10 protein-coding genes are annotated in these 10,499 nt (G+C 68.9%); 2 read left to right on the forward strand and 8 right to left on the reverse strand.

What is annotated here, in order from left to right:
• Positions 1-23 precede the first annotated feature (23 nt).
• From msuE to BMW26_RS11830, 3 genes are all read right to left on the reverse strand, one after another.
• The gene (gene msuE / locus BMW26_RS11820; RefSeq protein WP_053099190.1) at positions 24-593 is read right to left on the reverse strand and encodes an FMN reductase; all 570 of its coding nucleotides are present in this window, start codon (positions 591-593) and stop codon (positions 24-26) included.
• A 76-nt stretch (positions 594-669) separates the two neighbouring features.
• Positions 670-1,506: an aldo/keto reductase gene (locus tag BMW26_RS11825; RefSeq protein WP_053097128.1), complete on the reverse strand. Its 837-nt coding sequence runs from the start codon at positions 1,504-1,506 to the stop codon at positions 670-672.
• Positions 1,503-2,690 carry a heparan-alpha-glucosaminide N-acetyltransferase domain-containing protein gene (locus BMW26_RS11830; RefSeq protein WP_232224460.1) on the reverse strand — a complete coding sequence of 396 codons (1,188 nt, stop codon included), beginning with the start codon at positions 2,688-2,690 and terminating at the stop codon, positions 1,503-1,505. Before BMW26_RS11830 ends, BMW26_RS11825 begins: the two co-directional genes overlap by 4 nt.
• Positions 2,691-2,715: 25 nt before the next feature.
• On the opposite strand from BMW26_RS11830, the gene hrpA reads away from it, so the two are divergent.
• Together hrpA and BMW26_RS11840 are read left to right on the forward strand one after the other, a co-directional pair.
• Positions 2,716-6,594, forward strand: a complete 3,879-nt coding sequence (gene hrpA / locus BMW26_RS11835) for an ATP-dependent RNA helicase HrpA (protein WP_072591565.1) — start codon at positions 2,716-2,718, stop codon at positions 6,592-6,594.
• A 9-nt stretch (positions 6,595-6,603) separates the two neighbouring features.
• Positions 6,604-7,548 (forward strand): quinone oxidoreductase family protein, encoded by a 945-nt coding sequence (locus BMW26_RS11840; RefSeq protein ID WP_072591566.1) that lies wholly within the window; start codon positions 6,604-6,606, stop codon positions 7,546-7,548.
• 5 nt (positions 7,549-7,553) lie between these two features.
• Here the strand turns inward: BMW26_RS11840 and BMW26_RS11845 are convergent, their stop codons facing one another.
• From BMW26_RS11845 to BMW26_RS11865, 5 genes are read right to left on the reverse strand one after another with little or no spacing between them, the layout of a single operon-like run.
• Positions 7,554-7,838, reverse strand: coding sequence for a WXG100 family type VII secretion target (locus BMW26_RS11845; protein ID WP_072591567.1), 285 nt, complete (start codon positions 7,836-7,838; stop codon positions 7,554-7,556).
• Positions 7,835-8,320 carry a hypothetical protein gene (locus BMW26_RS11850; RefSeq protein ID WP_072591568.1) on the reverse strand — a complete coding sequence of 162 codons (486 nt, stop codon included), beginning with the start codon at positions 8,318-8,320 and terminating at the stop codon, positions 7,835-7,837. The genes BMW26_RS11845 and BMW26_RS11850 overlap by 4 nt, the downstream gene beginning before the upstream one ends.
• Positions 8,317-8,802, reverse strand: a complete 486-nt coding sequence (locus BMW26_RS11855; protein WP_157557434.1) for a hypothetical protein — start codon at positions 8,800-8,802, stop codon at positions 8,317-8,319. Before BMW26_RS11855 ends, BMW26_RS11850 begins: the two co-directional genes overlap by 4 nt.
• Entirely contained in the window at positions 8,799-10,091 is a 1,293-nt protein-coding gene (locus BMW26_RS11860) for a putative T7SS-secreted protein (protein WP_072591570.1), read from the reverse strand. Before BMW26_RS11860 ends, BMW26_RS11855 begins: the two co-directional genes overlap by 4 nt.
• Entirely contained in the window at positions 10,091-10,393 is a 303-nt protein-coding gene (locus tag BMW26_RS11865; RefSeq protein WP_072591571.1) for a hypothetical protein, read from the reverse strand. Before BMW26_RS11865 ends, BMW26_RS11860 begins: the two co-directional genes overlap by 1 nt.
• Between the last annotated feature and the right edge of the window lie 106 nt (positions 10,394-10,499).

Consider the following 10,499-nt stretch of genomic DNA (forward strand, 5'->3'; position numbering starts at 1 on the left):
CCGATCGGCGTCTGACGAGACGGTCAGGAGACGAGCAGCTCCGCCGGCCGGGATGCCGCATAGCCGACGAGCGGCAGCGCACGCTCGGCCGCGAGGGCGATGCGCGCGTGGAGCACGTCGGAGGCGATCACGTAGCCGTCGAAGTCGGTGTCGCTGGCGTAGACACCCAGGGGCAGCGTCAGCGCCTGGAAGAACGCGAACAGCGGCCGCAGCTGGTGCTCGATGATGAGCGCGTGGCGTTCGCCGCCGCCGGTCGCCGCGAGCAGCACCGGCTTGCCGACGAGCTCGTACTGACCCACGAAGTCGAACAGGTGCTTGAAGAGGCCGGTGAAGGATGCGCGGTAGACGGGGCTGCCCACGATCAGCAGGTCTGCCGCCTCGATCGCCACCAGCTTCTCCTCGACGCGCGCCGGAAGCTGGTCGCGACGCAGCGCTCCTGCGAGCGACGGGCCGATGTCGGTGAGCTCGATGACCTCGATCTCGACCTCGGCGCGCTCGGCGATCGCCCCGGCGATCGCACGGATGAGCGCCGTGGTCTTGCTGGGCTCGTGCAGAGATCCGGAGACGGCGACGACGCGGTAGGGAGCTGTCATGCGGACGACGCTACTCACGACGACGCCCCGTGTCGCGGGAAGCGACACGGGGCGTCATCTGTCGACACGGAGCGTGTCAGTTCACGTCGTCGGGGTGCGATCCGACCCGACCAGAGCCGTCGAGCGGGTCGAGGGCGTCGATCGCCGCGACCTCGGCGTCGGTGAGCTCGAACCCGAACACGTCGAGGTTCTCGCGCAGGCGCTCGGCGCGCACCGACTTCGGGAAGACGATGAACCCGCGCTGCAGGTGCCAGCGCAGCACCGCCTGCGCGGGGGTGACGCCGTGCGCCGCCGCCGCCTCGGCCACCGCCGGCGTGCCGAACAGGTCGTACTTGCCCTGGCCGAGCGGGCCCCACGACTCGATGCGGATGCCGTGCTCGGTCGCCCAGTCGACGACGTCGCGCTGCTGGTAGGCCGGGTGCAGCTCGATCTGGTTGACCGCCGGCGTCACGCCGGTCTCGGCCACCACGCGCTCGAGGTGCGGAACGAGGAAGTTCGAGACGCCGATGCTGCGTGTCAGTCCTGCCTCGCGCAGCTCGATGAGCCGGGCGAAGGCGTGCACGTAGTCGTCCTTCGCCGGAGTGGGCCAGTGCACGAGGTAGAGGTCGACGACATCCAGCCCGAGCTTCTCGAGGCTCTCGCCGATCGCCGCACGCGGCTCGTCGTCGTGGTGGCGGTCGTTCCAGAGCTTGGTCGTGATGAACAGCTCGTCGCGCGGGATGCCCGAAGAGGCGATCGCCGCTCCGACGCCCTCTTCGTTGCCGTAGATGGCGGCCGTGTCGATGTGGCGGTAGCCGATCTCGAGCGCCTCGCTCACGGCTCGCTCGGTCTCGTCGGCCGGAACCTTGAACACCCCGTAGCCGAGCTGCGGGATGGAATGGCCGTCGTTCAGTTCGAGTGCAGGAATCGTCATGAATCCACCCTACGACCTGTGATGACAGGTCGACCAGGAGGAACCGCCGCCATCCTCGAGGCGACCCAGCCGACCAGTCTCTCGAGCGGGCCCCTCCCGAACAGGACCGACCACAGCGTGGTCGCGAGAAGCAGCGCGACGGCCGTCGCCAACCAGAAGGCGTTGCTCGAGAAGAAGCCGCCGGGTCCTGCCACGAGCGCGACCGAGACGACGTGCACGCTGTAGGCCGACAGGGGCATCGACCCCAACGCCCCGAGCGGAAGGAGCACCGCACGCAACGGCCCGCTGAGCAGCACGCACAGCGCGATGACCGACAGCGCGAACCCGCCCGAGCCGAGGATCTCGGCCGTTCCACCGGAGTGCGGTTCGACGGCGAAGATCGCTCGGACGACGGCCCCTGCCGGATCCGCTGCGGCCAGCGCGTCGGAGTAGGTGCTCCACCCCGCGGCGGGCTCGCCGCCGAAGATCGCCGAGCCGGAGCCGAGGCGGGTGACTCCTCCGACGAGGCCCAGTCCGTAGCCGATGACCATGAGTCCGACGCCCGCGCCCAGCGTGATCGCCGCGGTCTCGAGCTTCTCGACACGCAGGCGCCCGAGCGCCATGCCGGCGAAGACGAACGCGAGCCACGCGGTGATCGGATACGAGCCGTAGAGGACGAGGCTGACGCCCGCGCCGGTGGGGTTCAGGGTGAGTGCGGCGAGCAACGCGAGCAGCGCCGGTGCCGCGAGTGCCAGGATGCCGGCGGCGATCAGCAGCTTCCACGGCTGCCACCGGAGGAACGGGATGACGGCGACGTAGAGCAGTCCGTAGAGCGTGAGGATCACCGCGATCGGCGTGTTCAGCATCTCCAGCGCCAGACCGATCAGGAGGATGACCGCTCCGCGACCGATCAGCTGCAGGCGGAGGCTCGGCATCCGCTCGGGGTCGGGCAGCACGCTGCGGCCGGTCATCAGGGCGATCGAGATGCCGGCGAGCACGGCGAACAGGATCGACGATCGCCCGTGCACCAGGTCGGTCCAGGTCGACAGGTCGAAGGGATCGAACGCCTCGGTCTCGCCGATGTGCGCTCCGGCCATGCCGAGGATCGCCAGCCCTCGGGCGACGTCGAGTCCGAGGATGCGCGGAGCCCGTCCGAACTCGTGGAACCACCGCGATGCGGGAGGAGGCTTCGACACAGTGCTCACGGATGAATCGTACGATGGGAGTTCTATGCCTTCCCCCGTGATCTTCTATCCTCCCGAGCTGCCGGTCAGCGCTGCGCGGGAGGAGATCGCCGACGCCATCCGCGACAACCAGGTCGTCATCGTGGCCGGAGCGACGGGCTCGGGGAAGACGACGCAGCTGCCGAAGATCTGCCTCGATCTCGGGCGCGAGCGCATCGCGCACACGCAGCCCCGACGACTCGCCGCCCGCACGATCGCCGAGCGCGTCGCCGAGGAGCTGCAGGTCGAGCTCGGCGGCCTCGTCGGATACAAGGTGCGCTTCACCGACAAGGTGTCCGACGACACGCGCATCGCGCTGATGACCGACGGCATCCTGCTCAATGAGATCCACCGCGACCGGCTGCTGCGCCGCTACGACACGATCATCATCGACGAGGCGCACGAGCGCTCGCTCAACGTCGACTTCCTGCTGGGATACCTCGTGCGGATCCTTCCCGAACGACCTGACCTCAAGGTGATCATCACGTCGGCGACGATCGATCCCGAGAGCTTCGCCAGACACTTCGCGACGCCCGAGGGTGTGCCCGCGCCGGTGATCGAGGTGTCCGGCCGCACCTTCCCCGTCGAGATCCGCTACCGCGAGCAGACGGAGGAGACCGAGGAGTCCGACGAGGTGACCGCCATCGTCGCGTCCCTCCGCGAACTCGACCGCGAGGAGCCGGGCGACGTGCTGGTGTTCCTGCCGGGCGAAGCCGAGATCAGGGATGCCGCCGATGCCGTGCGCGGCGCGTACGCGAAGGACCGCTCCCCCACCGAGGTGCTGCCCCTGTACGGCCGGCTGTCGGCGGCGGAGCAGCACCGGGTGTTCGAGAAGAGCCGCGTCGCCGGTGTGCGGCGCCGGGTCGTGCTCGCCACGAACGTCGCCGAGACCAGCCTCACCGTTCCCGGCATCCGCTACGTGATCGACACCGGCACCGCGCGCATCTCGCGATACAGCAACCGCTCGAAGGTGCAGCGGCTGCCGATCGAGGCGATCTCGCAGGCCTCCGCGAACCAGCGTTCGGGCCGCGCCGGGCGCACGAGCGACGGCATCGCGATCCGCCTGTACAGCGAGGAGGACTTCGACAAGCGCGCGGAGTTCACCGAACCCGAGATCCTGCGCACCTCGCTCGCCTCGGTGATCCTGCAGATGCTGTCGCTCGGCTTCGGCGACATCACCGCCTTCCCGTTCCTCACCCCGCCCGACTCCCGGGGAGTCAAGGCCGCCGTCGACCTGCTCACCGAGCTGGGCGCCGTCACCGGCAGCGGAGACGCTCCTCGACTCACCCGCATCGGTCGCGACATCTCCCGAATCCCGATCGACCCCCGCTTCGCCCGCATGCTGATCGAGGCCGGACGCCCCGGCGGCGCCGACGTCACCCGTGACGTGCTCGCGATCGTCGCCGGAATGTCGATCCAGGACGTGCGCGAGCGGCCGTCGCAGGAGGCGCCGCAGAGCGTGCGCGACGAAGCCGACCGCATGCATGCGCGCTTCACCGACCCGACGAGCGACTTCCTGTCGATCCTGAACCTGTGGAACCACCTCCGGGAGCAGCAGCGCGAGCTCGGTTCGAGCGCCTTCCGTCGCCTGTGCCGTTCGGAGCATCTCAACTACGTCCGGGTGCGTGAATGGTTCGACGTGCACCGTCAGCTGCGGTCGCTCGTGCGGGAGAAGGACTCCTCGCGCGGGGGGACCGCGGATCCGGATGCGATCCATCGGGCTCTGCTCGCCGGACTCCTGTCCCAGATCGGCATCCTCGACGAGCGCAACACCGGCAAGGGCCTCGATCCGAAGAAGAAGAGGATGGCGGAATACCGTGGCGCCCGCGGCATCCGCTTCTCGATCTTCCCCGGATCCGCCCTGCGCAAGAAGGCCCCGCAGGCGGTCATGGCCGCCGAGATCGTCGAGACCTCACGCACCTACGCCCGCACGGTCGCCGCGATCGACCCCGCCTGGGCGGAGGCGCTCGCGGGCGATCTCGCGAAGCGCCAGGTCACCGAGCCGCACTGGTCGAAGGATGCCGGCGCGGCGGTCGCGTACGAGAAGGTGACGCTGTTCGGGGTCGAGATCATCCCCCGTCGCCGTGTGCAGTTCGCGCGCATCGACCGGGCGGCGTCGCGTGAGATGTTCGTGCGGCACGCCCTCGTCGAGGGCGAATGGGATCCGACGCGCATCGACAAGCGGGTCAGCGCTTTCTGGCGCAGCAACGCCGAACTGCGCAAGCGCCTCGAGAAGCTCGAGGAACGTGAGAGGCGTCGCGACATCCTCGCCGGCGACGAAGCGGTGTTCCGCTTCTACGACGAGCGGATCCCGACCGACGTCTTCGACGTGCGCTCGTTCGAGAAATGGTGGCGCGACGCGCTGGCCGCGACCCCGAAGCTGCTCGTGATGCGCGAGGCCGACCTGCTCGACGACGAGAGCAGGGCCGATCAGAGCGAGTTCCCCACCCGGTGGACGCAGGGCGACCAGGTGCTCGGGCTCGCGTACCGTTTCGAGCCGGGGGCGGCCGACGACGGCGTGAGCGTCGTGATCCCGTTGCCTCTGCTCGCGCAGATCGAGGACAGGGGCTTCGACTGGCAAGTGCCGGGGCTGCGCGCCGAACTCGTCACCGGCCTGCTCCGCGCACTGCCCAAGGCGATCCGACGGCACGTGGTGCCTGCGGCCGATTGGGCCGACAAGTTCGGTGCCGAGCTCGCCGGAGACGGCCCGGAGTCGCACGGCGGCCTTCCTCATCGCACGCTCAAAGAGGCGCTGGCACGCCTCATCCAGCCGCTCGCGAATCAGCTCGTCTCGGCTGCCGACTTCGAAGACGATCGCGTGCCCGCGCACCTGCGGATGAACTTCCGCGCCGTCGACGAGCGCGGGCGCGTCGCGGGATCGAACCGCGACCTCGGTGCGCTGCAGGCCGAGCTCGCCGACCGTGCGCGCAGCAGCGTGGCCCGGTCGATCGCGACCCCGCCCCGCCGCCCCGGCCCCTCGAAGGGACCGCAGCCCGCTGCCGCCGCCACCTCGATCGAGAAGGACGGCCTCACCGCCTGGACGTTCGGCGAACTGCCCGAGGTGCTCGACACCCGCGTGGCCGGCGGAGTGGTGCGCGGGTACCCGGCGATCGTCGACCAGGGGAAGACCGTCTCGGTGCGCGTCGAGTCCACGGCGGATGCCGCCGCCACCGCCACGCGGGCGGGCGTGCTGCGCCTCGTGCTGCTCGGTGTGCCCTCGCCCTCGTCGTACGTGCAGCAGCACCTCACCAGCCAGGAGAAGCTCGCACTCGCCGCGTCGCCCTACCAGTCGGCCGCCGCGCTCATCGAGGACTGCCGGGCCGCGGTCGTCCAGAGCACGATCGATCGGCTGGCGCCGGGCGGCCTCGTGCGCACCGAGGCCGAGTTCGTCCGCGTGCGCGACGCGGTGTCGGCGTCGCTCGTCGACGACCTCTTCGCCTGCGTGTCGCTCGTCGCTCGCATCCTCACGAAGACCCGCGATGTCGAGCGCGGCATCCGTTCGCAGAACTCCCTCGCACTGCTCGGGCCGCTGAACGACATCCGCACGCAGCTCGCGGGACTCCTGCACCCCGGGTTCGTCTCGGCGGCAGGCGTCGAGCGCCTCACGCACTTCCCGCGATACCTCGACGGGATGCTCGAGCGGCTGAAGACGCTCGCGAACGAGCCCGGCAAGGACCGCACCCGCATGAGCGAGTTCGAGCGCATGGCGAAGGCCTTCGAGGATGCCGGGGGCGCGATCCCGCTGCCCGCCGACGCGCCGCCGGCCCTGGTCGAGACCCGCTGGCTGCTCGAGGAGTACCGGGTGAGCGTGTTCGCGCAGCGTCTCGGCACCGCGCAGCCCGTCTCTCCGCAGCGGATCATGAAGGTGCTGTCGTCTCGGGGGTAGCCTGAATCCATGGCTCGCGCGATCGTCTACACAGAGTTCGGTTCTCCTGATGTGCTGCACCTGATCGAGATTCCCGATCCGATCGCGCTCAGCGGCGAGGCCGTGGTGCGCATCGAGGCGGCGGGTGCCAACCCGATCGACGCCAAGCTCCGCAGCGCGAAGCGCCCCTCACCGCCGATCACCGAGCCGCGTGCCGTCGGGTTCGACGGCGCCGGGGTCATCGAATCGCTCGGCGACGACGTCGACGGATTCGCGGTGGGCGACCGCGTCGCGATCCGCGACACCGTCGGCACCTACTCGAGCATGCTCGCCGTACCGGTCGATAAGCTCGTCGCGCTGCCCGATTCCGTCACCGCAGCGGAGGGTGCCGGCATCGGCATCCCCGCCGGCACCGCCTATCAGGCGCTCCGCTCGCTCGGAGTCACGGACGGCGACGTGCTGCTCGTGCACGGCGGTTCGGGCTCGGTCGGCCAGGCAGCCGTGCAGTTCGCCGTCGCCTGGGGCGCCACCGTCATCGCGACCGCCAGCCCGGCCCGACACGATCAGCTGCGTGACCTCGGTGCGATCCCGGTCGCATACGGAGACGGGCTGCTGGAGCGCGTACGCGAGGCCGCACCCGTCGGGGTGACGGTCGCGCTCGACTGCGCGGGGACCGATGAGGCCATCGAGGTGTCACTCGAGCTCGTCGCCGACCGCGAGCGCATCGCGACGATCGTCCGCGGCCCCGATGCCGCGTCGTTCGGCATCCGGGCGTTCTCGGGCGGTTCACCGGTGCCGCTCACTGAGCAGGAGCTCGCGTGGCGCGCGGAGGCCCTCGGCGCGACCGTCGACCTGCTGGCGGCGGGCGACTTCACGATCGAGCTCGGCCCGGAACTGCCGCTGAGCGAGGCGGCACGCGCTCATGAGCTCATGGAGTCCGGAGCCGCCTCGGGCAAGATCGTGCTGATCCCGTAAGCCGCTCAGGACCAGACGCGGGCAGCCGTGGACGCCGTCGCCATGGAGAGGGAATTCGCGGCGATCAGTCGGCGCGTGGCCTCGGCCAGCAACGCTCTCATGCTCTCGAGCCCGTTCGACCACTCCCGTTGGGCACGGTCATAGGCCCGTTGCGCTTCCCCGTCCCAGGTCGATTTCAGTAGCGTCGCCTCGGAATCGAGGGCGTCGAGTTCGTGCTCGATGGCTTTCACGGTGAGCGCGAGCTCCGCGACGGTCTGTGCCACGGCGTCGTGACGAACAGCGACCTTCATCGTTCCTCCGAGAGTTCCAGTGCGAGGTCGAGCTCACGCAGGACGTAGGGCGGCGAGACTGCTTCGGTGAGGTAGAACGTGTAGAAGATCTCCGCGGCTTCGTCGGCGGTGAAGATCTCGTTCGAGAACACTCGTACCGCGCGGTCGTCGCTCATAGGGATGAGAGTGGTCGTGCCGTCAGCGGTCTCGGGCCGGCCGATCGTGTACAGATGGCTCTCCCCGTCGGCGCCGAGGAGCCGCGCTTCCACCGTCATCGCATCAGCCGAGCCCGCGGCCTGCATGAAGAATTCATTCGCCTGCTCGTGGTAGCCGTCGATCCTTGTGGGGTCAGCGCCGCGCCAGATCGAGTACGTGTAGTCCTTGCGGGCGTCCAGCCACTCCAGCGTGCGTCGGAGCCGTTCGGGAATCGTGAGATGCTCGTCGGCCAGCCAGCCGGTGCGACCGTCGTTCGCGGCCTGGACGAAGGGTCCATAGAGCGTCATCGTTCCTCCGAGAGTTCGTTGGAGAGATCCAGCTCGCGAAGCACGTAGGGCTGCGAGACGGCATCGGTGAGGTAGTACGTGTAGAAGATCACTGCGGCTTCGTCGGCGGTGAAGATCTCGTTCGAGAACACGCGCACCGCGCGGTCGTCGCTGATGGGGATGAGGGTGGTCGTGCCGTCTGCGGGCTCGGGCCGTCCGACCGAGTACAGGTGCGACTCACCGTCGGGGCCGGGAAGCCGCACCTCGACAGTCATAGCGTCCGCGGAGCCTGCGGCCTGCATGAACGAATCATCTGCCGGCACGCGGAATCCGATGGTGCTCGAAGGATCGGAGCCCGGCCAGATGATGTACGTGTACTTACCGTCGCCGTCAAGATGTCCCAGCATGAGGCGCAGGTGATCGGGGATCGGGCGATAACCGTCCGTCAACCACCCCCGCATCCCGCTGGGAGACTGCTCGCCGTGCGTAAACGGTGCTCTCATGGAATGTCCTTACTGTCCACCCGTGTGGGGAGGATGTCCTCGCCGTCCATCTTTCCGTGCGCTGGTGTACCCGCGTTCACAACGTCATCGAACTGTCGCTGCGTGCTTCCTGGCCTGTTGTATGCCTCGATAGCACTGCCGGACTTCACCTCCACACCCGTATAGGTATTCGGCCCGTCGGTATTCTTCACAAGCCCGTCGTAGAAGCGCCCATTCTGCGGAGAACCCTCGTAGTCGACTTTGATCTTCGAGCGGATCACCTCGACTTCGAAGTCTTGGGCATACTCCGTGAGGCCGATCTTCTCTTTATCAACCCACAGCGGATCCTTCTGGCCATTCGCGAACGTCCCCGCGTCGTCGCGTCCATCGCCGCGGTCGAGGCCGCGGACTCGGTCGCTGACGCCGTAGCTCTCGGTGAGCCATCGGCCGGCGGCGTCGCCCATCATCGTCGCGCCTGCACCGGCCACTCCGACTCCGGCGACGACCAGTGCGGGCGAACCTGCCAGCGCACCGGCTCCGGTGACGGTGATGGCCCCGCCTCCGGCTGCCAGCGCCGCGCCGCCGAGGAAGGTGGCAGCGCCGCCCAGGAGTTCGAGGATGATGTCGGGGTGTTCCCAGAGCGTCTGCGCCGAGATCGCGAGCATGTCCATCGCGGCTCGGAACGGCTGGACGACAGCGAGGTTGACGATCACCTCGGTCGTCGCGTGCTGTGTTCGTGTCGCGGCCTCCGCGTCGGTCAGCGGAATCCGCGCCGCATCCGCGGCATCGTCCAACCGGATCGCGCAGTCGCGCGCATAGACCTCGAGAGTCGCCCGGGCGTTGAACAGGACCTCCCGCGCTTCATCGTGTGCAGGACCTGACGGATCGACGAAGGGCACGTCGGCCTCGGGGTGCCGGAGCCCTTGCCCGACGCGCAACTCCCGCACGTGTGCACGGTGGGCGGCCAGCGCCGCAGCAGCCTGTTGCTCTGCCTCGTTCCAGAGAGTGATCGCACGGTCGGCTTCGTCCTGCGCCCACTGCAACGCGTCGGCCCACGTGAACAGTGCGCTCGCACCCGCGCGGAGCGATTCGCCCGCATGCTTCCAGTGCAGCAGCTGCCGCTCGAACCGGTCGAGGTAGGCGTCGTAGGCAGCGCCTCTCCACGTGCCGTCGTCATCCAGCGTGGCGAGGTCATCGCGTACACGGGTCGCTTCAGCGCCACGAGCCTTCCACGCTTCCGCGGTCGCCCTGACCTCGGACACCGAGCCCGGCACGAGGTCCGCCGCCGACTGGGTTTGCCCCAGCTCCATCAGTCGTCCCAGATCATCGCGTCGACTTCGACCTTCGCCGCATCGGTGCCTTCGTCGAAGATCCGAGCGGTCGTGCTCAACCTGTCTGCGAAGTCTTCGGTGTCGGCCACACGGACGCAGAGCCCGTCGGACCATGCGCTGCTGAAACGCGTCGCGGCTGCGACGACCCACTCGTGTCCGGCGTCAGCAGGCTTCGCGGCATCGGACGAGCCCAGCTCGCCGACGATGCGACGTGCCTTCGACGCCATCGCACGCAGCACGTCGGTATCGACTTCGTAGAATGCTCCGCCCGCGGCTGCCATGCGTCGACGTTAGCAAGCGATACGTCGTCATATGGGGACAGCAAGAAGTATGCCGATACTCTCGCAAAAGGACACCAGCCCACCCCCGACGGTGACACGTCAGAGG

The sequence above is a fragment of the Microbacterium sp. 1.5R genome (assembly GCF_001889265.1).
Lineage (GTDB): Bacteria > Actinomycetota > Actinomycetes > Actinomycetales > Microbacteriaceae > Microbacterium.

Bases quoted from the DNA above. Each gene is read 5' to 3' on its own strand.
- msuE (WP_053099190.1), bottom strand. From the start codon at position 593: ATGACAGCTCCCTACCGCGTCGTCGCCGTCTCCGGATCTCTGCACGAG.
- BMW26_RS11825 (WP_053097128.1), bottom strand. From the start codon at position 1,506: ATGACGATTCCTGCACTCGAACTGAACGACGGCCATTCCATCCCGCAG.
- hrpA (WP_072591565.1), top strand. From the start codon at position 2,716: ATGCCTTCCCCCGTGATCTTCTATCCTCCCGAGCTGCCGGTCAGCGCT.
- BMW26_RS11840 (WP_072591566.1), top strand. From the start codon at position 6,604: ATGGCTCGCGCGATCGTCTACACAGAGTTCGGTTCTCCTGATGTGCTG.
- BMW26_RS11845 (WP_072591567.1), bottom strand. From the start codon at position 7,838: ATGAAGGTCGCTGTTCGTCACGACGCCGTGGCACAGACCGTCGCGGAG.
- BMW26_RS11850 (WP_072591568.1), bottom strand. From the start codon at position 8,320: ATGACGCTCTATGGACCCTTCGTCCAGGCCGCGAACGACGGTCGCACC.
- BMW26_RS11855 (WP_157557434.1), bottom strand. From the start codon at position 8,802: ATGAGAGCACCGTTTACGCACGGCGAGCAGTCTCCCAGCGGGATGCGG.
- BMW26_RS11860 (WP_072591570.1), bottom strand. From the start codon at position 10,091: ATGGAGCTGGGGCAAACCCAGTCGGCGGCGGACCTCGTGCCGGGCTCG.
- BMW26_RS11865 (WP_072591571.1), bottom strand. From the start codon at position 10,393: ATGGCAGCCGCGGGCGGAGCATTCTACGAAGTCGATACCGACGTGCTG.